The organism is Mesorhizobium sp. M2A.F.Ca.ET.042.01.1.1, from assembly GCF_003997405.1.
In the GTDB taxonomy this organism is placed as follows: domain Bacteria; phylum Pseudomonadota; class Alphaproteobacteria; order Rhizobiales; family Rhizobiaceae; genus Mesorhizobium.
Window position 1 is genome coordinate 1 of record NZ_RZRX01000074.1, and the last position, 25,024, is coordinate 25,024.

At 64.2% G+C, this 25,024-nt stretch carries 22 protein-coding genes and 2 pseudogenes; 11 read left to right on the forward strand and 13 right to left on the reverse strand.

Annotated features, from left to right (window positions below):
* The 5 genes and pseudogenes from EOA23_RS13615 to rpsF all read right to left on the reverse strand — a co-directional run.
* On the reverse strand, positions 1-266 hold a 266-nt coding region (locus EOA23_RS13615; RefSeq protein WP_127304507.1), incomplete at its 3' end, for a hypothetical protein.
* A 67-nt stretch (positions 267-333) separates the two neighbouring features.
* A pseudogene (locus EOA23_RS13620) lies at positions 334-1,625 on the reverse strand (cyclopropane-fatty-acyl-phospholipid synthase family protein).
* A 230-nt stretch (positions 1,626-1,855) separates the two neighbouring features.
* Positions 1,856-2,440, reverse strand: a complete 585-nt coding sequence (gene rplI, locus EOA23_RS13625; RefSeq protein WP_126061847.1) for a 50S ribosomal protein L9 — start codon at positions 2,438-2,440, stop codon at positions 1,856-1,858.
* Positions 2,441-2,654: 214 nt separating this feature from the next.
* Positions 2,655-2,903: a 30S ribosomal protein S18 gene (rpsR, locus tag EOA23_RS13630; RefSeq protein WP_006203718.1), complete on the reverse strand. Its 249-nt coding sequence runs from the start codon at positions 2,901-2,903 to the stop codon at positions 2,655-2,657.
* The gene (gene rpsF / locus EOA23_RS13635) at positions 2,903-3,397 is read right to left on the reverse strand and encodes a 30S ribosomal protein S6 (RefSeq protein WP_127228415.1); all 495 of its coding nucleotides are present in this window, start codon (positions 3,395-3,397) and stop codon (positions 2,903-2,905) included. The genes rpsR and rpsF overlap by 1 nt, the downstream gene beginning before the upstream one ends.
* Before the next feature lie 435 nt (positions 3,398-3,832).
* Here rpsF and EOA23_RS13640 point away from each other — a divergent pair, with 435 nt between their 5' ends.
* The 3 genes from EOA23_RS13640 to EOA23_RS13650 all read left to right on the forward strand — a co-directional run bounded on the left by EOA23_RS13640 (position 3,833) and on the right by EOA23_RS13650 (position 6,899).
* Positions 3,833-4,438 (forward strand): TetR/AcrR family transcriptional regulator, encoded by a 606-nt coding sequence (locus EOA23_RS13640; protein WP_127304508.1) that lies wholly within the window; start codon positions 3,833-3,835, stop codon positions 4,436-4,438.
* A gap of 292 nt (positions 4,439-4,730) precedes the next feature.
* Complete coding sequence (gene fabF, locus EOA23_RS13645; RefSeq protein WP_127304509.1) at positions 4,731-6,029, forward strand: beta-ketoacyl-ACP synthase II; 1,299 nt, start codon at positions 4,731-4,733, stop codon at positions 6,027-6,029.
* Between the two features lie 54 nt (positions 6,030-6,083).
* A complete protein-coding gene (locus EOA23_RS13650; protein WP_127304510.1) occupies positions 6,084-6,899 on the forward strand; it encodes an oxidoreductase in 816 nt (271 codons plus the stop codon).
* Between the two features lie 73 nt (positions 6,900-6,972).
* Here the strand turns inward: EOA23_RS13650 and EOA23_RS13655 are convergent, their stop codons facing one another.
* Entirely contained in the window at positions 6,973-8,898 is a 1,926-nt protein-coding gene (locus EOA23_RS13655; protein ID WP_127304511.1) for an LTA synthase family protein, read from the reverse strand.
* A gap of 276 nt (positions 8,899-9,174) precedes the next feature.
* Here EOA23_RS13655 and fabD point away from each other — a divergent pair, with 276 nt between their 5' ends.
* The 7 genes from fabD (at position 9,175) to gmk (ending at position 15,860) form a co-directional block, all read left to right on the forward strand.
* A complete protein-coding gene (fabD, locus tag EOA23_RS13660; RefSeq protein WP_126061841.1) occupies positions 9,175-10,116 on the forward strand; it encodes an ACP S-malonyltransferase in 942 nt (313 codons plus the stop codon).
* Positions 10,117-10,176: 60 nt separating this feature from the next.
* Positions 10,177-10,914 (forward strand): 3-oxoacyl-[acyl-carrier-protein] reductase, encoded by a 738-nt coding sequence (fabG, locus tag EOA23_RS13665; RefSeq protein ID WP_127304512.1) that lies wholly within the window; start codon positions 10,177-10,179, stop codon positions 10,912-10,914.
* 203 nt (positions 10,915-11,117) lie between these two features.
* Positions 11,118-11,354 (forward strand): acyl carrier protein, encoded by a 237-nt coding sequence (locus EOA23_RS13670; protein ID WP_006203723.1) that lies wholly within the window; start codon positions 11,118-11,120, stop codon positions 11,352-11,354.
* Positions 11,355-11,388: 34 nt separating this feature from the next.
* Positions 11,389-12,651 (forward strand): beta-ketoacyl-ACP synthase II, encoded by a 1,263-nt coding sequence (gene fabF / locus EOA23_RS13675; protein ID WP_127304513.1) that lies wholly within the window; start codon positions 11,389-11,391, stop codon positions 12,649-12,651.
* A gap of 159 nt (positions 12,652-12,810) precedes the next feature.
* Entirely contained in the window at positions 12,811-14,055 is a 1,245-nt protein-coding gene (mltG, locus tag EOA23_RS13680) for an endolytic transglycosylase MltG (RefSeq protein WP_127304514.1), read from the forward strand.
* Between the two features lie 234 nt (positions 14,056-14,289).
* Positions 14,290-15,180: a YicC/YloC family endoribonuclease gene (locus EOA23_RS13685; RefSeq protein WP_042637935.1), complete on the forward strand. Its 891-nt coding sequence runs from the start codon at positions 14,290-14,292 to the stop codon at positions 15,178-15,180.
* 5 nt (positions 15,181-15,185) lie between these two features.
* Complete coding sequence (gene gmk, locus EOA23_RS13690; RefSeq protein ID WP_126061838.1) at positions 15,186-15,860, forward strand: guanylate kinase; 675 nt, start codon at positions 15,186-15,188, stop codon at positions 15,858-15,860.
* Positions 15,861-16,042: 182 nt separating this feature from the next.
* On the opposite strand, the gene EOA23_RS13695 is transcribed toward gmk, so the two are convergent.
* The 7 genes from EOA23_RS13695 to lptF all read right to left on the reverse strand — a co-directional run bounded on the left by EOA23_RS13695 (position 16,043) and on the right by lptF (position 24,379).
* Positions 16,043-16,336 (reverse strand): DUF1330 domain-containing protein, encoded by a 294-nt coding sequence (locus EOA23_RS13695; RefSeq protein ID WP_127304515.1) that lies wholly within the window; start codon positions 16,334-16,336, stop codon positions 16,043-16,045.
* Between the two features lie 71 nt (positions 16,337-16,407).
* Complete coding sequence (gene rsmA / locus EOA23_RS13700) at positions 16,408-17,253, reverse strand: 16S rRNA (adenine(1518)-N(6)/adenine(1519)-N(6))-dimethyltransferase RsmA (RefSeq protein ID WP_127304516.1); 846 nt, start codon at positions 17,251-17,253, stop codon at positions 16,408-16,410.
* 7 nt (positions 17,254-17,260) lie between these two features.
* Positions 17,261-18,295, reverse strand: coding sequence for a 4-hydroxythreonine-4-phosphate dehydrogenase PdxA (gene pdxA, locus EOA23_RS13705; RefSeq protein ID WP_126061836.1), 1,035 nt, complete (start codon positions 18,293-18,295; stop codon positions 17,261-17,263).
* Between the two features lie 245 nt (positions 18,296-18,540).
* Positions 18,541-19,464 carry a peptidylprolyl isomerase gene (locus tag EOA23_RS13710; protein ID WP_127304517.1) on the reverse strand — a complete coding sequence of 308 codons (924 nt, stop codon included), beginning with the start codon at positions 19,462-19,464 and terminating at the stop codon, positions 18,541-18,543.
* Between the two features lie 219 nt (positions 19,465-19,683).
* A complete protein-coding gene (locus tag EOA23_RS13715; protein ID WP_189341600.1) occupies positions 19,684-22,098 on the reverse strand; it encodes an LPS-assembly protein LptD in 2,415 nt (804 codons plus the stop codon).
* On the reverse strand, positions 22,098-23,180 hold the full coding sequence (lptG, locus tag EOA23_RS13720) for an LPS export ABC transporter permease LptG (protein WP_126061834.1): 1,083 nt from the start codon (positions 23,178-23,180) through the stop codon (positions 22,098-22,100). The genes EOA23_RS13715 and lptG overlap by 1 nt, the downstream gene beginning before the upstream one ends.
* 2 nt (positions 23,181-23,182) lie before the next feature.
* Entirely contained in the window at positions 23,183-24,379 is a 1,197-nt protein-coding gene (gene lptF / locus EOA23_RS13725; RefSeq protein WP_127304519.1) for an LPS export ABC transporter permease LptF, read from the reverse strand.
* 377 nt (positions 24,380-24,756) lie between these two features.
* On the opposite strand from lptF, the pseudogene EOA23_RS13730 reads away from it, so the two are divergent.
* Positions 24,757-25,024 (forward strand): annotated as a pseudogene (locus tag EOA23_RS13730) (leucyl aminopeptidase); the annotation flags it as partial.

Here is a 25,024-nt window from a genome sequence, read left to right on the forward strand (position 1 = left end):
CCCGCCATGTCCCAGCGGTCGGGGCGCACCCCTTCGACCAGCCACAGGCAGCCAAGCGAAGCCGCGATGTAAATGCCGCCATAGGCGGCATAGGCGCGGCCCGCCGCGTTGGTGTCGACCAGCGACAGCAGGAAGGCGAACAGCGCGAGCGAGACGAGGCCGGGGAGAAGCCAGAGCGCCGGCTTCTCCAGCCGCCACCACGCCCAGAACGAGAAGCAGCCGGCGATCTCGGCAAGCGCTGCGGCGATATAGATGAGATAGGTCATGAAAAAGGTCTCGCGAACGAGACCTTTTTCATGGGCTTAGCCCGCAATGGCAAGCGGTAATGCGTGTCTACTCCACCGCCTTGCGCCTGCGCGTCGGCTTGGGCGCGGCGACGGGCGTTTCCGGCTCCGGATGGCCGTGGTCGCGCAGCTCCAGAGCTTTCTCGCACTTGGCCATGTAGTCGCGGGTCACCGGCAGCGTGTCGTTCTTCTTGGCGAGCTGGAACTGGAAGATCACCAGGTCCTGCCAGCGGAAGGCGGCCTCCGAGGCGGCGAGATAGAACTCCCACATCCGACAGAAGCGCTCGTCGTAGATCGCCTTCGCCTTGTCGCGGTTGGCGGCGAAGCGGGCGCCCCAGTGCTTGAGCGTATCGGCATAGTGCAGCCGCAGGATTTCTATGTCCGTCACCACCAGGCCCGACTTCTCGATCGCCGGCATCACCTCCGACATCGCCGGGATGTAACCGCCCGGGAAAATGTATTTGCGGACGAAGGCGCTGGTCGCCCACGGCACGCCGGAACGGCCGATCGTGTGGAGCAGCATCACGCCGTCCGGCTTGAGCAGCGTCGCGGTCTTGTCGAAGAAGGTTCGGTAATGGTTGACGCCGACATGCTCGAACATGCCGACCGAGACGATGCGGTCGAAGCGCTCGTTGATGTGCCGATAGTCCTTGAGCTCGAAATGCACGCGGTCCTGCAGGCCTTGCGCATGCGCGCGATCGGTGGCGACGCCATGCTGCTCGGTGGACAGCGTGACGCCCTGCACGTCGACGTCGAAGATCTTGGCGAGATAGAGGCCGAGCCCGCCCCAGCCGGAGCCGATGTCGAGAACCGTCTGGCCAGCCTTGAGCCGCAGCTTTGCGGCGATGTGGCGCTTCTTGGCAAGCTGCGCCTCGTCCAGCGTCATGTCGGGCTGCTCGAAATAGGCGCAGGAATACTGCATGTCCTCGTCGAGGAAGAGCTTGTAGAGCTCACCCGACAGGTCGTAGTGCGCTGCACATTGCGGCGCGAGCGCGCGGCGGTGTTGATCTGCTGCAGCCGGCGGAAGGCATGGCGCAGACCCTCGATCGCCTTCGACCAGGACACGTCGATGCCGCTCGAGCCCATGTTCTGGAATGCGATGCGCATCAGCCCGAGAACGCCGCCCTCCAGCACGTCCAGCTCGCCGTCCATATAGGCCTCGGGCACCGCCAGCATCGGATCGAAGGTGATGGCGCGCTCGGCATGCGACGTCTTGATGTGGATATGCACCGGCTCGCCGCTGCCGTCGCCGAACTTGTGCGTCGTGCCTTTCGGCCCGGTCACCTTAAGGTCGCCAGCGCGCACCAGGCGTTCGAGAACGTGTTTCAACAGGATGTTCATGACCAAATGTCCCCTCAGTCGGATCACCCGGTAATCAGACTGGAATGCCTAAGCGAAGATGCCACAGCGCATCGCCCGCGTCCAATCGACGCGCTACGCTGTAATGTGCACAAGATATGGGGTGTCGAAAAGTTCCTTTTGGCACAAAAAAGCCCGGGTCTGAGACCCGGGCGTTGGTCCAGAAATCCTGGACGTCTGCGAGCCGAAGCGACGCTTCGGAACTGCAGTGATCAGGCGTTCTCTTCGCCGCCTTCGAATTCGGCGTTCGGGTCGAAGAAATTCTCCGGCCGGGCGTTGTCGTTGATGTCCTCGCCATAGATGGCTTCGGCGGTGGTCAACGTCTCGCCCTTGGCTTGGCGCTCCGCCTCGTCGGCCGAGCGGGCGACGTTGAGCGTCACGGTGACCTCGACTTCCGGATGCAGCGCGATCGCCACATTGGACAGGCCGATGGTCTTGATCGGCTGGTTGAGCTCGATCTGGTTGCGGTTGACGGTGAAGCCTTCCGCGGTGAGCAGATCGGCGATATCGCGGGTCGACACCGAGCCGTAGAGCTGGCCGGTCTCGCCGGCCGAGCGCACGACGATGAAGCTCTTGCCGTCGAGCGTCTCGGCGATCTTGGAGGCCTCGGACTTGCGCTCCAGGTTGCGGGCTTCGAGCTGGGCGCGCTGGCCCTCGAACTTCTTCTTGTTGGCTTCGTTGGCGCGCAGCGCCTTGCCCTGCGGCAAAAGGAAATTGCGGGCGAACCCGTCCTTGACCTTCACGGTCTCGCCCATCTGGCCGAGGCGGGAAATGCGCTCGAGGAGAATGACTTCCATGGTTTCGTTCCTTCGTCTGTGCGCCAACCGTTCGATTGGCGCTGAATGGATTGGAACAGGTCAGGAAGCTTGGCGCGGCATCGCCGCTCTTGTCGCTGTCCTGCCTGTCTTGGCAGTTAGAGGCTACAGGCCCCAACCCGGGATTTGGTATCAAGCCGTCGCGGCGCCCGTCGCCGCAGAGGTGGAAGCGGGCGGCAGGCCGCCCGCTCGATTTTTAGCGGACGACGTAGGGCAGCAGGCCGAGGAAGCGGGCGCGCTTGATCGCTTTGGCGAGCTCACGCTGCTTCTTCTGGCTGACGGCGGTGATGCGCGAGGGCACGATCTTGCCGCGCTCGGAAATGTAGCGCTGCAGCAGACGCACGTCCTTGTAGTCGATCTTGGGCGCATTGGCACCGGAGAACGGGCAGGTCTTGCGGCGGCGATGGAACGGGCGCCGGGTCGGGATCTGGTTGATGTCGACCATTATTCTGCACCTCCTTCAGAGCTTTCGCGCGGACGGCGCGGACCACGGTCGCCGCCGTCACGGTCGCCGAACGAACGCGGACCACGGTCGCCGCGGTCGCGGTCGCCGAAGGAGCGCGGGCCACGATCGCCACGGTCACGGTCGCCGAAGCCGCCGCGCTCGGAGCGCTCTTCGCGCTTCTGCATCATCGCCGAAGCGCCTTCCTCATGCGCTTCCACCTTGACGGTGAGGAAGCGAAGGACGTCTTCCGACAGGCCCATCTGGCGCTCCATCTCGTTGAGCGCGGCCGGCGGGCAGGTGATGTCCATCAGCGTGTAGTAAGCCTTCCGGTTCTTCTTGACCCGGTAGGTGAGGGACTTCAGTCCCCAGTTCTCGATCCGGCCGACCGAGCCGCCATTCGCGGTGATGACGCCCTTGTACTGTTCGACAAGCGCGTCAACCTGCTGCTGCGACAGGTCCTGCCGGGCAAGAAACACATGTTCGTAAAGAGCCATTATGTCTTTCTGCCTTTCTTCGTTTCTCTGTCCGGCCCTCGCGGCTAAGCCTCTGCAACCTGTCTGACCCGACGGAACGGGGAAGAAAGGAGCATCACGAGACGGTCGAGAGCGGAGACACGGGAGGCTAAAAGCGCTTCTGGCTTCGTGTCGCGGCTTCGAAAAGCCACGGCCCTCCGTTCAGCCCCCAGCAAGGACCGGCAGATTGCGGGCGTCTATATAGCAATTTCGCGGGAAGGCAAGGGCGGGTCGTGTGTCAGGTTGAATTTCTGCCCGCCGAGAGCGATGCGCTCAGGGTTCTGCGGATCATCTTCGTTTCTGATGCCGGATTTCGATCGAACCCACGCCGCCAATCTCGTATGTTCCTATATAGATTGCGTTCGGTTTCTAACTGCAATATAGATTTAACGTGCAATCTAAATGTGGAGATCGGTGATGCGCGTAAGCCGCATTCAGGCTGAGCGGAACCGGCAAACCGTGATCGATGTGGCCAGCCGGCTTTTTCGGGAGCACGGCTTCGACGGTATCGGCCTCAAGGATCTGATGAAGGGCGCCGGGCTGACCCAGGGCGCCTTCTACAAGCAGTTCGCGTCGAAGGAGGACCTAGCTGCACAGGCGTCCCAGCGGGCGCTGGAGAGCGCTGCCCTCCGATGGGCGGAAGCAACTGCGTCGAAACCCGAGGATCCGTTTGGTGCAGTGATCGAGTTCTACCTTAGCGCCGGACATCGCGACGAAAGGATGGAGGGGTGTCCAGTCGTGGCGCTCGGCTCGGATGCCGCCAGACAAGGCAGGGACGTCAAAGCGTCTTTCGAAGCCGGGATTAGGAAATACCTCGACCTTGTCGGTAGTTGGGTTGGCGATGCGCATGGCGAGGATTCCCGCGACAAGGCCATGGCCGTTCTTTCCACCATGGTTGGCGCCGTCGTCCTTTCGCGGGCCGTCAATGACGAGCGGCTGTCAAAGCAATTCCTGCAAGCGGCCTCCGAGAGCTTACGGAGGGAGTCGCGTGCCCTGGATACTCAGCCAAGGCGGCAACAATGATGCAGGTTTCCGTGACGGACGCGGGCAGCTCAACGGTCGCAATCGCCATCCGGCGAAATGCGTCATCGGCCATGTCCGATCTTGCGGCCGGACCGCCATGACCTCGGAAGGCAGGATCGAGAATTGGTAAGGCAAGCTCCACGCCCATGGGGCGTCCATATGCCTGATGGTGCGTAACCAGTCGCAGGGCCCGTCCTCTCAGTGCGAACGGGCAAGCGGATATCCAGTGTCCGTCCAAGACCATGCCAGCGCGTGGGAGGCGCGCGGCACAAGCAATTCGATAGGAGACTAAATGCGACGGATAGTCGTTACAGGCACGGGCGCGATCACGCCTCTGGCCGCAAATGTCGAAACATCGTGGTCGCGGCTTCTGGCTGGCCGCTCAGGCGTCCGCAGGCTACCGGACGAAATAGTGGGAGACTTGCCCGCGAAGATCGGCGGCGTGGTTTCCTCCCTGGAGGAAGACCCCGAGGCCGGTCTCGATGCGAATGCCTTCGTGGCCCCGAAGGATCAGCGCAGGGTCGATCGCTTCATTCTCTTTGCGCTGGCCGCGGCGGAGGAGGCGCTCGCTCAGGCGCGGTGGAAGCCTGCCTCGGAAGACGATCGGACCCGTACCGCGACGATCATTGCCTCAGGCGTTGGCGGGTTCCCTGCCATCACTGAGGCGGTGCGGACCGTCGACCAGCGCGGCGTCCGGCGTCTCTCACCGTTCACAGTGCCGTCTTTCCTGGTGAATCTCGCTGCGGGCCACATCTCGATCCGCTACGGCTTCAAGGGCCACATCGGCGCGCCGGTGACGGCGTGCGCCGCCGGCATTCAGGCAATCGGTGATGCGGCACGCATCATCCGCGCCGATGAAGCCGACATTGCCGTGTGTGGCGGCACGGAAGCCTGCATGAACACCGTCAGCCTGGGCGGCTTCGCGGCGGCGCGCTCGCTCTCGACCTCCTTTAATCACCGTCCCGACCAGGCTTCACGGCCGTTCGACGTCTCGCGAGACGGTTTCGTCATGGGCGAAGGCGCTGGCATCCTGGTCATCGAGGAATTGAATCATGCGCTTGCGCGCGGCGCGCAACCCCTCGCCGAGGTCGTCGGCTATGGCACGACAGCGGATGCGCACCACGTGACGTCCGGTCCGGAGGACGGCGACGGCGCGCGTCGTGCCATGGAAATCGCAATTGCCCAGGCCGGCATTTCGCCACACGAGGTCAGCCATCTCAATGCGCACGCAACCTCCACGCCGGTAGGCGACCTGGGAGAAATCGAAGCGATCAAAAGCGTCTTCGGCACGGATTATTCTATCGCCGTCAGCGGAACCAAATCGGCGACAGGACACCTGCTCGGCGCCGCGGGCGGCCTTGGCGCAATCTTCACGATCCTGGCGCTTCGAGACCAGGTCGCGCCGCCGACCCTCAATCTGAGCGCGCCCGATCCGGCCGGGGAGGGGATCGATTTCGTGGCAAACAAGCCCCGGCCGATGGAGATGGATTACGCGATCGTCAACGGTTTCGGCTTCGGTGGCGTCAATGCCAGCGCGCTGTTTCGCCGCTGGGATACACGCGGCATGAACGGTCGAACTGCTCATGGCTGAAGCTTGCCTCCGGACTTCCTGCTTCCCCAACCAAAACCAGAGAAAGTGATCTCCATGAACAAGGCCAATCCCGGCGTCGCCATCGTCACGGGAGCATCCTCCGGCATCGGGCATGTGACAGCCAAGGCCCTGCAGAATTCGGGCTTTCGCGTGTTCGGAACCAGCCGTCGCGCAATTTCCAAAAAATCCGACGGCATTACCATGCTGGCCTGCGATGTGACCGACGACACGTCGGTGGCGAAACTTGTCGACGAGGTGCTGGCCGAGGCAGGGAGCATAGACCTGCTCGTGAACAATGCCGGCCTGGGCCTGCTTGGCGGCGCGGAAGAATCCTCGACCGCGCAGGCCCAGGCTTTGTTCGACGTGAATGTCTTCGGCGTCATCCGGGTGACCAATGCGGTGCTGCCGACCATGCGACGGCAAGGAAAGGGCAGGATCGTGAATTTGAGCTCGGTGCAGGGATTCATCCCGGCTCCTTATTTCGCACTCTATTCGTCGACCAAACATGCCGTTGAAGGCTATTCCGAATCGCTTGATCATGAACTGCGGCCGTTCGGAATTCGTGTCTCATTGGTAGAGCCGGCCTATACCCGTACGTCTTTCGAGGACAATCTCTCCAGGCCCGACCAGTTACTCGACATCTATGACGCCGCTCGCGCCGGCATGACCATAGCCGTGCGGAAGGCGATGGAAAAAGGTGATGCGCCCGAAGTGGTCGCCAACACCGTTTTGGCGGCGGCGACCGACCCCAGCCCGAAGCGGCGCTATGCGGCAGGAAAAATGGCGCGCCGAGTCAGTCTCCTGCGCCGTTTCGTTCCCGCGTCGGCATTCGATCAGAGCCTGCGAAAGCAGCTCGGCCTACCGGTCTGAAGGTGAAATCAAAGGTATCCCGAGGCCGGCGGCAAGCTGACACACCACGAAAATCGTCTTCAGCAACCTCACCTCAGCTCGTATGCGCGACGAGCTTGTTCACCGTCTCGGGGAAGAAGTCGGGCGCCGAGTGGCGCTTGCCGAACATCATGTCGTATTGGATGAGGCGGAAATCGTTGATCTTCGGATCGATCTGCTTCTGCCTCGCCCAGTCCGGCGTCGCTTCGCCTGCGGGCGACAAAAGCAGGTTGCGGTCGACCACCCGGTAATGCTCGCGCAGCGCGCCGAGGAAGCCGGTGTAATAAGGATGCGTGATGCCGGCCGTGGTCAGGATGTGGTAGGGCAGGAAGGCCGGGCTCACCGCGCCCAGGTTCTGCACCGGACCGGAGCGGTTCGACCAGATGACCAGCGGCGTGTCGTGGTGCTCGAGCGCGGCGTCGCTAGGCTCCTTGCGCGGCGCGACATTGTCCTTGAGGAAGCCGGTCTCGACATAGACGGGTCCGAGCGGCGGCAGGTGGTCGCCGAAGAAGGCGATGATGGTCGGCCGCTCACGCTTCTTCGCCCAGTCGATCAGCCGCTGCAAGCCATGGTCGGCGTCGGCCGAGCCCTCGGCGTAGGAAAGCAGCGATTCCCGCGCCCAGGAACTGATCGGCGCATCGACCGAATGCGTCGGATTGTAATAGCGGTAGGGCTCGTAAGGGCCATGGTTCTGCAGGCTGACGGCGAACAGGAACACCGGATCGTCGCTGGCGTCGGCCTCGCGGATGATCTCGTCGGTCATCGCCGCGTCGGACGCCAGCGGCCCGCGCTTTTCCATCGGCGGCAGCGTCTCCTCGGAGCGGAAATCGCTGAAGCCGAAATCGGCATAGACGGCGCCCCGGTTCCAGAACCAGTTGGTGCCGGGATGGATGGCGCGCGCCCGGTAGCCCTCGCTCTTCAGGAAGGTCGCCAGCGAGGGCGTCGGCGTGCGCACATATTGCTGGTAGGGGATCGAGCCGGCCGGCAGGAAGGCGTTGGAGAAGCCGGTCAGCGCCTCGAATTCGATATTGGCGGTCATGCCGCCGAACTCGGGCGAGAACATCGAGCCGGAGCGCAAGGCGCGCACGGTCGGGATCGGGTCGGGCTTGATGGTGACGCCCGGCAGTCGCGTCGGATCCCAGAAGGATTCGCTCATCACCACCACGATATCTGGCTTCTCCTCCGGCACCGAAGCAGCGACGTCGGTGCGCTGGATCGCGGCCATCGCCTTTTCGGAATAGCCGGGCGGCGCCGAGACATGCGCCATCGGCACATTCATCGCGAAGGCCAGCGCAAAACCATTCGAGGCGTAGTTTTCCTTCTGGTCCCACATGATCGGGATGATCTGCAGCCGGTCGCGCGTCCACGAGAAGGTGGCGTAGTCCATGATCGAGACGAAGAAGGCGAGCAGCGGCACGGCCAGCGCCAGCCGCGCCAGGCGGCCCTTGCGGCTGAGGATCGGCACCCGCCGGCGCCAGGTCCGCCAGCCATAGACCAGCAGCGCCAGCCCACTGACGATTGCCGCGGCCAGCATGATGGCCGTCCATGGCCGCTCGCGCACCAAAAGGGGCATCAGCGCCATGATCTGACGGGCAAACAGGAAATCCGTCGGATAGAGCGGATCGCCGAGATAATGCGATTTCTGGTGACCGACAAAGGCCAATGCCAGCGTCAGCGGCGCCACGATCATCAGGCTCTGGTGGCTGCGGCCGATCACGGCGTCCAGCCCGACCAGCACCAGCGCGAAGACGATGATGGTGGTCCAGCCCGGCTTGAAGGGCTGCAGGAAGAAATCGACCGTGCCGAAGAAATCGCCGCGCACGATCCATTCGATAGCGAACACGAGAAGAGCGGAGACGAGAAGCGTCGCCAGGCCGTAGCGTACAGTCGGCCAGGGTCGCCCCGGCAGGTAGCCGGTGGACGGATCGTCTTCCAAAAATTGCGGCACGGGCTTGGCCGCGCCTTTCCTGATCCTTGCCACTGAACTCCCCCGGGCCCTTGGAACACGCCTTCCACGCGCGTCACGGCTCTGTCATCAAAGTGTCACGCAAAGCTAGCGCCTGTGGCGGAAATAAGAAGAGCCAGCAAACCAAACGTGAGCGGTTTTCATCAGGTGTGATCGCCAAAAAGCCTTTTGGAACAGGGAGTCAGCCGGGTTTTCCGGCCAAAATGACGGTTAAAGGCATGCCCGCGGGCTTGACTTGGCCGTCCGCCTTGCGCCAGAGGCAGGGAAAAACCAGCCTCTGGAGAGACTAAAATGGCCGTCGCATTCACCTTTCCGGGACAGGGCAGCCAGGCCGTCGGCATGGGCAAGGACCTCGCCGATCAATTCCCGGAAGCGCGCCGCGTCTTCGAGGAAGTGGACGCTGCGCTCGGCGAAAACCTGTCGAAACTGATCTGGGAAGGCCCGGAAGAGACGCTGACGCTGACCGCCAACGCGCAGCCGGCGCTGATGGCGGTGTCGCTGGCGGCGATGCGGGCGCTCGAAGCGCGCGGCTTCTCCCTGAAGGACAAGGTGGCCTATGTGGCCGGCCATTCGCTGGGCGAATATTCCGCGCTTGCCGCGGCCGGCTTCGTTTCGGTCGGCGATGCGGCACGGCTGCTCAGGGCCCGCGGCAACGCCATGCAGGCGGCGGTGCCGGCCGGCGAGGGCGGCATGGCGGCCATCATCGGCCTCGATCAGGCCGACGTCGAAGCGGCCTGCGCGGAAGCGGCCAAAAGCTCCGTCTGCCAGGTTGCCAACGACAATGGCGGCGGCCAGCTGGTGATTTCCGGCGCCAAGGCGGCGGTCGAACTGGCGGCGAAGCTTTGCATCGACAAGGGCGCCAAGCGGGCGCTGATGCTGCAGGTTTCGGCCCCCTTCCACTCGGCGCTGATGGCTCCGGCGGCCGACATCATGCGCGAGGCGCTGGCGGGCGTGGAAAAGGAGGCGCCGGTGGTCCCGGTCGTCTCGAACGTGACGGTGACGCCGACCAGCGACCCGGACGAGATCGCCCGCCGGCTGGTCCAGCAGGTGACCGGCCGCGTGCGCTGGCGCGAGACGGTGGAATGGTTCGGCGCCAATGGTGTCGCCACGCTTTACGAGGTCGGCGCCGGCAAGGTGCTGTCGGGCCTGGCGCGCCGCATCAACCGCGACATCGCCACCGGCGCCATCGGCACGGCGGCCGACGTCGAGGCGGCGCTGGCGGCGCTGGCCTGACAGGCTGGCGATTTGACGGCACCTGTGCCAAGGGTGCCCCTCTGAGATGAGGAGAGAAAAATGTTCGAACTGACCGGCCGCAAGGCGCTCGTCACCGGCGCATCGGGAGGCATCGGCGAGGCGATCGCCAGGGTGCTGCACAGCCAGGGCGCCATCGTCGGCCTGCACGGCACGCGCGTGGAGAAGCTGGAAGCGTTGGCAGGCGAGCTCGGCGACCGCGTAAAGCTGTTCCCAGCCGACTTGACCGACCGCGACGCGGTGAAGGCGCTCGGACAGAAGGCGGAAGCGGATCTCGAAGGCGTCGATATCCTGGTCAACAATGCCGGCATCACCAAGGACGGCCTGTTCGTGCGCATGTCGGATGCCGACTGGGACAGCGTGATCGAGGTCAACCTCACCGCCGTGTTCCGGCTCACCCGCGAGTTGACCCATCCGATGATGCGCCGCCGCCATGGCCGCATCATCAACGTCACCTCGGTGGTCGGCGTCACCGGCAATCCCGGCCAGACCAATTATTGCGCCTCCAAGGCCGGCATGATCGGCTTTTCCAAGTCGCTGGCGCAGGAGATCGCCACCCGCAACATCACCGTCAACTGCGTCGCCCCGGGCTTCATCGAATCGGCCATGACCGACAAGCTCAACGACAAGCAGAAAGAGACGATCATGGCCGCGATCCCGACAAGGCGCATGGGCACCAGCGCCGAGGTCGCGTCCGCGGTTGCCTACCTCGCTTCCAATGAGGCGGCTTACGTCACCGGCCAGACCATTCACGTGAATGGCGGCATGGCGATGATCTGACCGGCCAGGTCGGGCAGGCCTGTGAAAACAGCCATTTCGGCTTGGACGCCCGGCATTTTTCGTGTAATGCGGCCCGCAACCCGGCGGTTCGGGCAAAAACCGGTCCTGTGGCGTTGCGTTGTCCGCAAGACCATCTTTCAGCTTGATTAGCGGCATTCCGCCCGCTAACGAAGATCGACAAACATAAGACGAGGATTGCCCAAATGAGTGACACCGCAGAGCGCGTCAAGAAGATCGTCATCGAGCATCTCGGCGTCGATGCCGACAAGGTGACGGAGCAGGCGAGCTTCATCGACGACCTGGGCGCGGACAGCCTCGACACGGTCGAACTCGTCATGGCGTTCGAAGAAGAGTTCGGCGTCGAGATTCCTGACGATGCCGCCGAGACCATCCTCACCGTCGGCGACGCCGTGAAGTACATCGACAAGGCCTCGGCCTGAGTTCTTTCGCAGGCATAATCGGGGAGGACCTGCGATGAGGCGTGTCGTCGTCACGGGCCTTGGCCTGCTTTCGCCGTTTGGCATGGGCGTCGAGCACAGCTGGCGGGAATTGCTTTCCGGCCGCAGCGCCTGCCGCCGCGTCACCGAGTTCGAGGTGGACGATCTTGCCTGCAAGATCGCCCACATCATCCCGCGCGGCGACGGCTCGAATGGCACCTTCAATCCGGAGGCCGTGCTCGAGCCGAAGGAACTGCGCAAGATCGGCGACTTCATCCTTTACGGCATCGCGGCCGCCGACGAGGCGCTGGCCGATTCCGGCTGGAAGCCTGAGACGCATGAGGACCAGTGCGCCACCGGCGTGCTGATCGGCTCAGGCATTGGCGGCATCGACGGCATCGCCGAAAACGCGATGATCCTCAAGGATCGCGGCCCGCGCCGCATCAGCCCGTTCTTCATCCCCGGGCAGATCATCAACCTGGTCTCTGGCCAGGTCTCCATCCGTCACGGCCTGAAAGGCCCGAACCACGCGGTCGTCACCGCCTGCTCCACCGGCGCGCACGCCATCGGCGACGCGGCCCGGCTGATCATGTGGGGCGATGCCGACGTCATGGTGGCGGGCGGTGCCGAGGCGCCGGTCACCCGGCTGTCGATCGCGGGCTTCGCCGCCTGCCGCGCGCTCTCCACCGAGCGCAACGACGCGCCGGAGACCGCCTCGCGTCCCTATGACCGCGACCGTGACGGCTTCGTCATGGGCGAGGGCGCCGGCGTCGTCGTGCTGGAAGAGCTCGAGCACGCCAAGGCGCGCGGCGCCAAGATCTACGCCGAAGTCACCGGCTACGGCCTGACCGGCGACGCCTACCACATCACCGCCCCGGCCGAGGACGGCGACGGCGCCTTCCGCTGCATGACGGCTGCGCTGAACAGGGCGAAGCTTTCCCCGGCCGATGTCGATTACATCAACGCCCACGGCACTTCGACCATGGCCGACACGATCGAGCTTGGCGCGGTCGAGCGCCTGGTCGGCAATGCCGCCTCGAAGATCTCGATGTCGTCGACCAAGTCGTCGGTCGGCCATCTGCTGGGCGCCGCGGGCGCCGCGGAAGCGATCTTCTCGATCCTTGCCATCCGCGACAACATCGCTCCCGCCACCATCAATCTCGACAATCCGGAACGCGAGACGGCGATCGATCTCGTGCCGAACAAGCCGCGCCAGCGCCAGATCGACGTCGCGCTGTCGAATTCCTTCGGTTTCGGCGGCACCAACGCCTCGCTCGTGTTCCAGCGTTACAACGGCTGAGTAGCAACCGGAGCGGCCACGGGCGGAGTGCACGGTTCCGTCCGGCATTGCTCCGAGACAGACAGCTAATCGGCAGTCCGCCAACTGCCGTCATTTTTGCCAAATTCGCCCCTAGCCTTGCGCCGGGGGATTCGTTGCAAGATCAGACGGCAGGGCGTCATGAACACTAATCCGAGCGACGGGGAATTCGGGCGGCAAGGCGCAAAGGGGCCGATCGTGCCGAAGACCGCGGCCGAGGCGCTGCGCCCGGAAGCCGGCACACCGCCGCCGTCCAAGCGCTCGCGCGCCTCGCGCAGCCAGGTCGTGGTGTTCCTGAATTTCTTCCTGTCCGTGGCGATCCTTCTCGTGCTCGCCTCGGGGGCCGCGCTCTATTTCGGCATGCAGGCATTTGTCGAGCCCGGCCCGTCCGCCAATGGCGACACCTTCATGATCAAGCCCAACACCGGCGTGCAGGAGATCGCCGATCAGCTGGAACGCCGCAGCCTGATCAGCGATGCTCGCATCTTCCGGCTCGGCGTGCGCGCCACCGGCAATGAATCGGCGCTGAAGGCCGGTGAATACGCCATCAAGCCGCGCGCCTCGATGCGCGACATCATGGAGCTCTTCAAGAGCGGCAAGTCGGTGATGTACTCGCTCACCATTCCCGAGGGGCTGACGGTCGAGCAGGCGCTGCAGCGCGTGGCCGATCAGGAGGCGCTCACCGGCGACATGCCGGCGACCTTGCCGCCCGAGGGCAGCATCGCCACCGACACGCTGCGCTTCACCCGCGGGGCGACCCGCCAGCAGATGATCGACAAGCTTGTCGCCGATCAGAAGAAGCTGGTCGAGGATGTCTGGTCGCATCGCGCGCCCAACCTGCCGATCGCCAACATCGATGATTTCGTCACGCTGGCCTCGATCGTGGAGAAGGAAACGGGCCGGAGCGACGAACGCTCGCGCGTTGCCGCCGTCTTCCTCAACCGGCTGGCCAAGGGCATGCGGCTGCAATCCGACCCGACCATCATCTACGGCCTGTTCGGCGGCAAGGGCAAACCCGCCGACCGGCCGATCTATCAGTCCGACCTCGACAAGCAGACGCCCTACAACACCTATCTGGTCAAGGGCCTGCCGCCGACGCCGATCGCCAACCCGGGCCGCGCGGCGCTCGAAGCGGTTGCCAATCCGTCGAAGACCGACGATCTCTACTTCGTCGCCGACGGCAATGGCGGCCACGTCTTTGCCACGACGCTGGAAGAGCACAACCAGAATGTCGCGCGCTATCGGACGCTGCAGAAGAAGCAGGCGGACGCCGCCGCGAAGGCTTCCGGCCAGACGACGGCCCCGGCAGCTCCCGACGGCGGCGACGCCGGCGACAATGGCGACAGCGGCGAAAACGGGGACGCGGGCGGCGACGGGGCTCAATAAACATGCCGCACGCGTCCTTTGACGCGACGCCATATTCATGTTTTGAGGGGGCGCCGGCCGATCGTTCGGCGATTTTTAGAGCAATTCCAGGAAAAGTGTGAGCGGTTTTCCGTCCGGAATTGCGTAAAAACAAAGAGATAGAGTGGTTCACCGTTTCCGTGAAACGGTGAAACGCTCTAGGGCGTGTAGCGCCGGGCCGCGTGCGCTGGCCTGCGACAGGGGATGACAGGCACAATGAACCTGCAAAGCATGACCGGTTTCGCGCGGTCCGCCGCCGAAAGCGAGGGCACGTCGATCGCCTGGGAGGTGAAATCGGTGAACGGCAAGAGCGCCGAGGTTCGGCTGAGGTTGCCGCAGGGTTTCGACCGGCTGGAGACCGCCGTACGGCAGACCGTTCAGAAGCGTTTTGCGCGCGGCAATTTCCAGGCGACATTGACCGTCGGCCGCGCTGCCGCCAGGCAAGCCCAGCCGGTCGTCAACGAGGCGTTCCTCAAGGATCTGGCGGGACTGGCGAAGCGCTTGCAGGAGCAGTTCGGCACCGAGCCCGCCACCGCCGACGGCCTGCTCTCGCTGCGCGGCGTGCTCGACATTCCCGAGGCGATGGAGACCGAGGAGGAACGCGCCGCGCTTGATGCGGCGATCCTGTCGGCGCTCGAGGCAGCGCTCGCCGGGCTGGAACAGGCGCGGCAAGGCGAGGGCGCGGCACTTGGCGCGCTGCTTTCCGGCCATATCGACGCCATCGAGGCGTTGACGCTCAAGGCCGAAGCCGATCCGTCGCGGGAGCCGGCGGCAATCCGCGAGCGCATCACGGAGCAGGTTCGCCTGTTGATGGATGCCTCGGCCAATCTCGATGCCGTCCGGCTGCATCAGGAGGCGGCCTTCCTCGCCACCAAGGCCGACATCCGCGAGGAGATCGACCGGCTGAAGACGCATGTCGCTTCGGCGCGGACGCTGCTCAAAGGCGGCGGCGCCATTGGCCGCAAGCTCGATTTTCTGGCGCAGGAATTCAATCGCGAATCGAATACCTTGTGCTCCAAGTCGAACGCCGCCGCAGTCACCGCGATCGGGCTGGAGCTCAAGGCGGTGGTCGACCAGTTTCGCGAACAGGTCCAGAACCTGGAGTGACGGGAATGGTTGCCAAGGAACCGACGGCTGCCAGGGATCTGGGGTCCCGCATCCGCCGCCGCGGATTGATGCTGGTGCTGTCGTCGCCGTCGGGCGCCGGCAAGTCGACGATCGCGCGCAACCTTCTGGAGAGCGATCCAAGCCTCGAGCTTTCGGTATCCGTCACCACGAGGCCGCGCCGCGGTTCGGAGATCGAAGGCGTCCATTATCATTTCCGCTCCATGCGCGACTTCGAGCGGCTGCGCGATTCCGACGCGCTGCTCGAATGGGCCGAGGTGCACGGCAATTGCTATGCGACGCCGCGCGAGCCGGCGGAAATCGCGCTGGCCGAAGGCCGCGACATGCTGTTCGACATCGACTGGCAGGGGGCCCAGCAGCTCAAGGAGAAGATGCGCGCCGATATCGTCTCGATCTTCATCCTGCCGCCGTCGATGAAGGAATTGAAGGCGCGCCTGAAGCGCCGCGCCGAGGACCAGGAATCCGTCATCGAGACCAGGCTGAAGAACGCTCGCCTGGAGATCGAGCATTGGAAGGAATACGACTTCGTCATCGTCAACGACGATCTCGACCGCGCCTTCGCCGAGGTCCGAGCCATCGTTGCGGCGGAGCGGCTTCGGCGCGACAGGCGGCCTGGCCTGTTCGACTTCATCTCGGGATTGTTGGACGAGAAGACGGAGTAGGCAGCCTTTCCTTCTCCCCGTTTTACGGGGAGAAGGTGGCCCGAAGGGCCGGATGAGGGGCAGCGCCGGCCTGTTGGTGGCTTACAAAAGCAAAGGCGATCCAGACGACCTTTATTTGTCACCGCTGCAGCCCGTCTCGCGGCAAAAGAGCATCTTCGCTTGATCGTGGGCAGCTGACGGCGTCACGAGCCAATCCCCTCGACCAGGATGAGGTTGCGGCTCAGCGCTGCATCGCGAACCTCGAGTGCGGCCGCGTATTCATCGGAGCGGTACCAGCGCCGCGCGGTCTCGATGTCTGGAAATGCAACGACGATCAGCGGTCCGGGCTGCCAATTGCCCTCCAGCGTTTCCACATCGCCGCCCCGGACCAGATAGCGGCCGCCATGCGCGGCGATGGAGGCTGCGGCGCGGGTTCGATAGGCTTCGAACGCTTCCCGGTCGCGGATCGTAACGTCGGAAATTATATAGGCAGGCATTGCAGGCTCCAGGCGGTTTCGCCCGCCTATCTATGGCGCGGTTTTGTGGGTTCCAGGGGTGGCGTCGGCAATCAGACAGCGTTCGTCAGCCGGACAAACTCTTCCACGCTCAGCGTTTCCGCCCGCCGCGTCGGGTCGATGCCGGCTCGTGTCAGCAAAGCCTCGCCGCCCAGGCTTTTCACGCTTTGCCTGAGCATCTTGCGGCGCTGGCCGAAGGCCGCCTCGGTGACACGGCCAAGCTTCTTGCCGTCGACGGGCAGGGGGGACGGGCGCGGCACCAGATGCACGACGGAGGAGGTGACCTTGGGCGGCGGCGTGAAAGCCTGCGGCGGCACGTCGAAGGCGATCCTCGCCTCGGTACGCCAGCCCGCCAGCACGCCGAGCCGACCATAGGCGTCGCTGCCCGGACCCGCCGTGATGCGCTCCGCCACCTCGCGCTGGAACATCAGCGTCATCGACTGGTAGAAGGGCGGCCAGTCGTTGACCGTCAGCCAGCGGATCAGAAGCTCGGTGCCGATATTGTAGGGCAGGTTGGCGGCGATCTTCACCGACCCGCCATTCGCCGTGCCGGCAAGCGCGGCGAAATCCGTTTTCAGCGCATCGCCGGGAATGACCTCCAGGCGACCGGGATAGTGGCTGGAAACCTCGGCCAGCGCTTCGAGGCAGCGCTCGTCGCGCTCGATGGCGATCACACGCCGCGCGCCGTTGAACAGCAGCGCCCGCGTCAGCCCGCCCGGGCCGGGGCCGACCTCGATCACGGTGGCCTCGCCGAGATCGCCCGCGGCGCGCGCGATCTTGCTTGTCAGGTTGAGGTCGAGCAGGAAATTCTGCCCGAGCGCCTTCTTGGCCTGCAGCCCATGCCGCTCGATCACCGCGCGCAACGGCGGCAACCCGTCGATCGTCGTGCGCTCGTTCAAGGCGTCCTCACGCGGCTGCGGCCCGCTGCCCGCTGTCGGCCAGCCGGCGCGCCAGCCTGAGCGCCGCGATTAGGCTGTCGGCGCGGGCAATGCCCCTGCCGGCGATATCGAAGGCGGTGCCGTGATCCGGCGAGGTGCGGATGAAGGGCAGGCCCAGCGTCACGTTGACCGCCTCGTCGAAGGCCAAGGTCTTGGCCGGGATCAGCGCCTGGTCGTGATACATGCACAGCGCCGCATCATAGGTGGCGCGCGCGCGTGGATGAAACATCGTGTCGGCCGGCAGCGGCCCAACCGCATCGATGCCTTCCGCCTTCAGCGTCTCGACAGCCGGGGCGACGATTGCGGCATCCTCCTGGCCCATGGCGCCGGCTTCCCCGGCATGCGGGTTGAGCCCGGCGATCGCAAGCCTCGGCCGCGCGATGCCGAAGCGGCTCTTGAGATCGGCGGCGGTGATGCGCGCGATGGCGACGATCAGCTCCGTGGTGAGCACTTTCGGCACTTCGGCCAGGGGGATATGGATGGTCACCGGAACGGTGCGCAGATCGGGTCCGGCCAGCAGCATCACCGGCGTGACCTCCTTGCCGGTGTGGCGCGAGGCCAGATGCGCCAGATATTCGGTGTGGCCGGGAAAGCCGAACCCCGCATCGTAAAGCGGCTTCTTGGCGATCGGACAGGTGACCACCGCGGCGGCGCTGCCGGCGAGACAGTCGGCGACGGCCCGGTCGATCGCCTCGATGGTGCCGGCGGCATTGGTCGGATCCGGCTCTCCCGGGCTGTCGACATGACGGGCATGGAGCGGCACGACGGGGAGCACACGGGCAAAATGATGCGCGGCCTGTCCGGGCAAGGTCTCGGCAACCGTCACATTTGCGCCGACAAGGCGGGCGCGGGCTTTGATCAGGGCCGGGTCGGCCAGCAGATAGAAGGGCGGCACCCCGGCGCTGTCGCCCGCCTGCCAGGCGGCGATGGCGATCTCGGGTCCGATGCCCGAAGGGTCGCCGACACTGAGCGCCAGCGGCGCATCGGTCTTGCGCGGGCTCATTGGGTGGGCTGACTGCGGTATCGCATGCTTGTCGCTCAGAGCATGACGCCGAAAAATATGCTGCGGTTTTCGGACGACATCATGCTCCATTTCTCGAATTTGGGAGACGGATTCAGGCCGATCCGACCTGATGTCTCCGGCTCTAAGGGCAATTCCAGGAAAAGTGTGAGCGGTTTTCCGCCCCGGGATTGCGTTGAAACAATGAGATAGAGCGGTTCGCCGTTTCCGTGAAACGGTGAAACGCTCTAGCGTTCGACGATCTTGGCCTTCTGCCGCAGCTCGGCGACATATTTCTTGCTGAGCTCGTCGGCGTCCTTGTCGTTGCTGCCCTCGGCCTGGAACACCATCTGCGCGGCCTTGTCGTCGGAGACCTCGCGCGAGGAGCAGATGCCGATGAATTCGACGCCGCGCTCGGTCTCGCGCGTCGGCGTCGCGCCGCCGACCTTGGTGGCCTTGATCTGCTCGGCCCAGTCGGTCGGCAATTGCGGCGCCAGCACCCGGCCGAGATCGCGCACGGTGACGTCGAGCAGACCCTTGGCGAATTGGCGCGTGGTGTTGCAGTCGCTGAAGCGGGCGCGCATGGCGTCGGCCTCGCGCTTGCGCTTGGCGAGCGTGGCGGCGCGCTCCGATGCCGGAACCACGAAGATCACCTGCTGCAGCATGTACTCCGTCGCCGTCGGCTTGGCGCCGCCCTTGTCGAGCATGCGCCGCACGGCGTCCTGCTCGGTCACCGAGCCGCCCTCGCCGGAGCGGTAGCGCGCGCTGAGCGCCTGGTTCCAGGCCATCTGGGCGCGGATGAATTCCTTGAAGTGTTCCTTGGTGACGCCCGACTGGCTCATGATCGCGTCGAGCTTGGCCAACGGCATCTTGTTGCCCGAGGCGAAGCGCTGGTAGGCGGCGTCGACCTGCTCATCGGTGATGTGGATGCCGAGCCGCTTGGCTTCGGCCAGCCGCAGCGTCTGGTCGATCATCTCCTCCTTGGCATCGCCTTTCTTGTGCTGAAGCTTGAAGAACGCGGCGCGGTGCGCGATGTCGCCGGTGGTGATCGGTATGCCGTTGACGACATATTTGATCTCCGCGGCGAAAGCCGGCTGTACAACAGCCGTGACCGAAACCGAGCTCGCCGCCACCAGAAGCGCCAATCCTGCCGAAAACAGGTATTTCCTCATCTTACCTTCCAATTTCCCCGCCCCAATTTGTCGGCACGACAGCGCCGCGCGTCCTCCGAACGCCTGCGCGCTGCAACCGACCCCATGCCTGTCCTATGCGGCGAAACGATGTCGCCAGCGCATGGCCCCGAGAATCACCGCATTTTCGGGGGTTCACGCTCCAAATCAAGACCAAGCATCATCGGCGCGCGGCTCACAGGGCCACGCGCAGGCCTTCGTTTACTGGATGGTATCGATCGCGCTCGTCGACGAGCCGAAATCGCCCAGTGTGCGGAACGACAGGTTGAAGCCGATATTCTGCGACACTTCCTTGGTTACGGTATCGCGTGTCTGCGAATAGGTCATGATGTAGGTGAAGCAGGAATCGTTGTAGGCGAACCCGACCCCGTCCTTGACCAGCACGTTGCTCTGGAGGTCGTAGGTGCCGGTGCCGAACAGCCGCCAGTTCTGCGCCAGATGCGTCGAGGCGCCGAGCGTGACTTCATGGCGGTCGGTGGTGAAGCCATAGAGCGGCTGCGCCTCGATGAAGGCATATTTGGCGCTGAGCGATATCGGCAGGCTGGAATAGGCGGCCTTCACTTCGGCGCGCCTGACCTCGAATGTCTGCTCGTCGAAACGCCCGCTCACCGAGCCGGAAAACCCGCTCGGGCTGTTGAAGCCGACGAGGCCGACATAGTCCGAGGTCCGTTTGTCCAGGCCGGACTCGGCTCCGGCATTGACCAGATCGGGCGCGGAGAAGGAGTTCTCGCCCGCGAGCTGGTAGGACTGGCCGAAGATGGCATTCGTGGCCCAGCCATTGTCATAGGCGCCAGAATAGCGGAAGCCGACATTCGCGCGTGTGCCGCCTTCGATCCGGTCATAGCCGGAGAATTTATCGCGCTCGAACAGCGTCGTGGCGTCGAAGACGAAGCTCTGCGCGTCTTCGTTCGGAACGGCCAGTCCGCCGACATACTGCTCGTTCGGACGCACAAAGACCTGCGCGGTCGGCTCCAGGACATGGCTGGAGCTGGGCATCGAGAACAGCAGCGGCCACCGCGCCTCGAGGCCGAGGGTCGCCATGTAGCGGGCAAGCGATGAGCGCATGTCGACGTCTTGGCCGAGATTCGTGCCCATCTGGTTGACGGCATCGAGCGAAGCCTGATTGGCGTTGACATAGCCGGCGTCGCCGCGGAAGGCGAGCAGCGGAGTCAACTGCAGACCGCCGTCGGTGGTGAAGGTGCGCTTCCATTCGGCCTCGGCGGTGACCCGGCTCGATTCGCCTTCGATGCCGCGCACGTTGTTGATGGAAGTGTCGTCGCTCGGATTGGCGAGCACGGCGTCCAGCCGGTTGCGGCTGATCACGCGCGTGTTCACATTGAACGACAGCTGGCCGCCGGCGACCGACGTGTCGGGGATATACGCATAGTCGAGCGACGGCAGCACCCAGGGCTGCTTAGCGGAGCGCGACGTGGGATCGCTGGAGAGCGTGTCTTCCTGCACCTCGAAGCGCATGACGCGGACGTCGAAGTAGTTGCGGTCGCTCAAGCCCGTCAGATAGATCGACGACTGATGGACGAGGTCGCTGTAGCCGTCGATGTTGTAGGTGCGCGAGAAATTCTTGTCGGTCTGCAGCAGCACATCCCAGCCGAAGTCCCAACGCTCGTTGATCGCGAACTGGCCCGTGGTGCCCATCATGCCGCGGAACTTGTTCGGATCGCCGGGCTCGCCTGAATCGACGGTGGGGCGATTGCCGGTGCCGATAAAGGCGTCGGGATCCTGCTGGTTGATGCCGGCGATCTTCAGCGTGTACTGGCCGTTGTTGAAGCGCTGGCGCCACTCGGCCTCGCCGAGGAAGCCCTGCTTGGTATAGCCGCTGCCGGTGACGGTCAGGTCATAGGTCGGGGACAGCGCGAAATAATAGGGGACTTTGACGCCGACGCCGAGATGGTTGTTGTAGACGATGCCGGGGATCAGGAAGCCGCTCTTGCGCTTCACCGTCGGGTCGGCGATCTCGAAGGCCGGCAGATAGGCAAGCGGGAAGCCGAAGAATTCGAAATTCGAATTCTCGAAGCGGACCGTCTTCTTCTCGCCGTTCCAGATGATCTTGCGCGCCTTTACGCGCCAGGTCGGCGCTTTGTCCGGCTTGTCCTCGCAAGGCTCGCAGGCGGTGTAGACGCCATTGTGGAAGGTGGTCAGCACGCCGCCCATGCGCTCGCCGCTCTCGGCGGCGAAATAGGCCTTGTCGATCGTCTCGACGCGCAACGCGTTGGTGAACCCGTCGGCGAAGTCGTCGGTGATGTCGATATGGTCGGAATTGATCTTGGTGCCGTCGCTGTTGATGAGCTCGACGGCGCCGCTGGCGACGAGGCGCTTGGTGTCGCGGTTGTACACCACGCGCTGGGCGACCAGCTTGTTGCCGCCATAGTCGATCTGCACGCCGCCGACGGCCGTCACCGTATGCTGGTCGTTGTCATAGACAAGCGTATCGGCGGCCAGCAGCATCTGCGTGCCGGACGGGACGGGCTTGGCAGCGATGGTCTGCGCCTGCGCGGGTGCCATCGGCACCGCACAAGCGAACAGACATGCCAAAGCGGTCGCCCCATAAAGGCGTGCCAAACCGGCCTGCCTATGGCTGCGCAAAACCGCCTCCCTCACTAGCCGTCTTCCTTGTATAGCAGAAACGTCACCCCAAAGAACATAGCCACGACGACCGGAACCCATGCAGCCACCACCGTAGGAACGAATCCGGCCACACCGAATGCCTTGACCAGTACCGAAACGACATAAAGCAGAAAGCCGGCCACGACGCCACCCAGAATCATCGTTGCCGACTGCCCCATTCGCGCAAATCGCATTGAAACCGTTGCAGCAATCAGCGTCATGGCGACGAGAAGGAACGGCAACGCCACCAGCGAATCAAATTGCATGGCGAAGGCATTTGCCTTGAGCCCGAAGGAACGGGCAACCTCGATCTTGCGCGGCAGCTCGTAGAAAGGGATGGTTTCCGGGCGCGCCAGGCGCTCCTGAACGAATTCCGGCTTGAGGTTGGTCGGCACCTTGTCGGTTGCCAGCGCCCGGATGTTGCCCGCCTTGAAGACCTTGACGTCCTGCAATTCCCAGTAACCGTCGCGCAGGAAGGCTTTGGCTGCGTCCTTTCGCTCGGCGATGTTGCCCTGCGGGTCGAGGATGAAGAACACCGCGTCCGCCATCTCCAGCCCCTGATTGAGGATGGCGCGGGCGCCGATGATGGTGTCGCCTGATTCGGTCTTCTGCCTGAGCCAAGGCGTGACATTGGTGGTGACGGCATTCGATTTGCCGGCCCGCAGATCGTTCTCCATCTGCTCGGACCAGGAAAAGCCATGCGCGGCGATGGGGTTCATCACGGCCACCGACAGCACGCCGAACATCAGCGCGCCGACGCAGCACGGAAACAGGAACTGCCAGGCCGAAACGCCGGCCGAGCGCGCGATCACCAACTCGTAGCGGCGGTTGAGCGACACAAGCGTCGCCATTGCCGAGAACAGTCCGACGAACGGCACCGTCTGCAGCATGATCATCGGCATCCTGAGCGCCGAAATGGCGAAGGCCGTGCCATAAGTGAACCCCGGCAGCCCGGTCGTGCGGCCGGAGAGCTCGGTGAAATCTATCAGGAACACCAGCGCCAGCAGGCCCAGGAAGAACCAGAAGGTGATCGAGACGTAGCGGAAGAAGAAATAGCGGCCCAGCGTCCAGCCCATGGTCAGGCTCCCTGGCCGGAAGTGCGCCGCGCAAGCCACAGCTTGAATGCCGTCCAGTTGTCGCTGGCGCGCTTGGCGAGGTTGGTCAGCCAGTCCGCCCAACTGACCGGCAATTCCATTGTGCGGGACGAGACAATGAACCAGATCGAAACCGCGGACGCAATCAGCGGTATGCCGTAGAGCAGGTAGATGTAGTACGAGACCCTGTCGGCCTTGCCGGCGGCGAAGAAGCCCAGCCATCGCACGAAAAGCGCTATCGCGATCGCCGTGATCAACGGGTTGATGCGTGCTTCGCGATGCGAGCGCGCATCGCCCGCGACGGCCAGCGCGATCAGCGCGAACACCAGCGAATAGGACCACTCGGCGAAGCGCTGGTTGAGCTCTGCGCGGTAGCTGCCCGGTTCGCGCTGGAACATCTTGTCGTTGGGATCGGGGTTGAGCAGATACGCCGTCGTGCGGTCCTTGGGCAAAAGCGTGATGTCGTTCGTTGCCGACAGGAAGGCGGACATGTCGAAGGCGTAAGAGGTGAAGCGGATGACCGAGAGGTCGCCGGTGACCGATTTGCGGTTGATGACGCCGTCATTCATCATCAGTACCTTCTCGTCGCCTTTTTCGACGATGCTGCCGGTCTTGGCATAATAGGTGAGGCTGGCGCCTTCCTCGCGTGAATCGGCGACGAAGATGCCGCCCAGCCGGTTGCCGGGAAGCCGCTCGCCGACCTGCAGGTAAAGGCCCTCGTCGATCTTGCGGAACGTGCCTTCCTGGATGATCAGCGACACGAGGTCGGCGCGCGAAGCCGCCACCAGCTGGCGGTTCTTCTGCCTGGCATAGGGGTCGATGGCGTTGTCGACTATGAAGGAAAAGGCGCAAGCCGCGATTGCGAGCAGCAGGATCGGCCGCGCGATGGTCCAGCGCGAGGCGCCCGCGGCGCTGAGCACGGCGAGCTCCGAATCGGTGTTCATGGCGCTCAGCGTCTGCGCCACCGCCACCACCAGGGCGAACGGCACCACGATCGGGATGATCGAGGGAATGATCAGTGCAGCGACCTCGAAAAAGGTCAGCGCCGACTGGCCGTTGTCGGTGACCAGGTCGATCTTGGCCAGCACCTGCGTCGTCCACACGATCGCCAGCGTCCAGACCAGCGCGGCGAGGAACATCGTCAGCGCGCGGCGCATGATGTAGCGTTCAACGACCTTCATGAAGGCTTTTCTCGATTTTGCCGAACGGCATCATGCCCGCCGACAAGGTAGTGATCCGGCGTCGCCCGCACAACTGCGTCATAGGCGGCTCGCTCCGGTTTGTCGCCCCACGCCACATGCCCCGGCGCGGCGGAGTCTCCGCGCCAATGGATAAGAAATGCAAAACATCGATGGTTAACAGCAGGTTGCGGCAGCAAGCTAAGGTCGTGCCGAGGCGAATCCTTTGTCTATGGTGGCGCTGATATAGGCAGCGATTTCGGCCAAAGTCTTGCCAAATGGCTGAAAACGACCAAATGTCGCGCACGCCAGCCAAACCCCTTGCTGGCCAAGATTTACCTTTGCCGACACCTTACGGCCACCCCCGAAAGCAGGACCTGATGACGTTGAGACCATCCATTTCTTTCGCCAAATTCGCCGTGCCGAAAAAGGGCAGCGTCTTCGTGTTCGCTGCCGACGGCGGCGGGCTCGGCGAGGCGGCGAAGGCCTGCGATCCCGCCGGTGCGCTGGCTCGCGCGTTTCCGGTAGCCGATTTCTCCGGCAAGTTCGCGAGCTCCGCCGAGGTGCTGGCGCCGGAAGGAACGTCCGTCGACCGGCTGGTGGCGATCGGCGCCAGCACCTCGGCGGAGCTCGCGAACTTGCCGGAGA

Coding starts and splice junctions, on each gene's coding strand:
- gmk (WP_126061838.1), top strand. CDS start 15,186: ATGGTTGCCAAGGAACCGACGGCTGCCAGGGATCTGGGGTCCCGCATC.
- fabG (WP_127304512.1), top strand. CDS start 10,177: ATGTTCGAACTGACCGGCCGCAAGGCGCTCGTCACCGGCGCATCGGGA.
- lptG (WP_126061834.1), bottom strand. CDS start 23,180: ATGGGCTGGACGCTGGGCCGCTATTTCTTCTTCCGCTACGTCTCGATC.
- EOA23_RS13710 (WP_127304517.1), bottom strand. CDS start 19,464: ATGAGGAAATACCTGTTTTCGGCAGGATTGGCGCTTCTGGTGGCGGCG.
- EOA23_RS13640 (WP_127304508.1), top strand. CDS start 3,833: ATGCGCGTAAGCCGCATTCAGGCTGAGCGGAACCGGCAAACCGTGATC.
- EOA23_RS13685 (WP_042637935.1), top strand. CDS start 14,290: ATGAACCTGCAAAGCATGACCGGTTTCGCGCGGTCCGCCGCCGAAAGC.
- fabF (WP_127304509.1), top strand. CDS start 4,731: ATGCGACGGATAGTCGTTACAGGCACGGGCGCGATCACGCCTCTGGCC.
- EOA23_RS13695 (WP_127304515.1), bottom strand. CDS start 16,336: ATGCCTGCCTATATAATTTCCGACGTTACGATCCGCGACCGGGAAGCG.
- lptF (WP_127304519.1), bottom strand. CDS start 24,379: ATGAAGGTCGTTGAACGCTACATCATGCGCCGCGCGCTGACGATGTTC.
- rpsR (WP_006203718.1), bottom strand. CDS start 2,903: ATGGTCGACATCAACCAGATCCCGACCCGGCGCCCGTTCCATCGCCGC.
- fabD (WP_126061841.1), top strand. CDS start 9,175: ATGGCCGTCGCATTCACCTTTCCGGGACAGGGCAGCCAGGCCGTCGGC.
- rplI (WP_126061847.1), bottom strand. CDS start 2,440: ATGGAAGTCATTCTCCTCGAGCGCATTTCCCGCCTCGGCCAGATGGGC.
- EOA23_RS13670 (WP_006203723.1), top strand. CDS start 11,118: ATGAGTGACACCGCAGAGCGCGTCAAGAAGATCGTCATCGAGCATCTC.
- fabF (WP_127304513.1), top strand. CDS start 11,389: ATGAGGCGTGTCGTCGTCACGGGCCTTGGCCTGCTTTCGCCGTTTGGC.
- EOA23_RS13650 (WP_127304510.1), top strand. CDS start 6,084: ATGAACAAGGCCAATCCCGGCGTCGCCATCGTCACGGGAGCATCCTCC.
- pdxA (WP_126061836.1), bottom strand. CDS start 18,295: ATGAGCCCGCGCAAGACCGATGCGCCGCTGGCGCTCAGTGTCGGCGAC.
- rpsF (WP_127228415.1), bottom strand. CDS start 3,397: ATGGCTCTTTACGAACATGTGTTTCTTGCCCGGCAGGACCTGTCGCAG.
- mltG (WP_127304514.1), top strand. CDS start 12,811: ATGAACACTAATCCGAGCGACGGGGAATTCGGGCGGCAAGGCGCAAAG.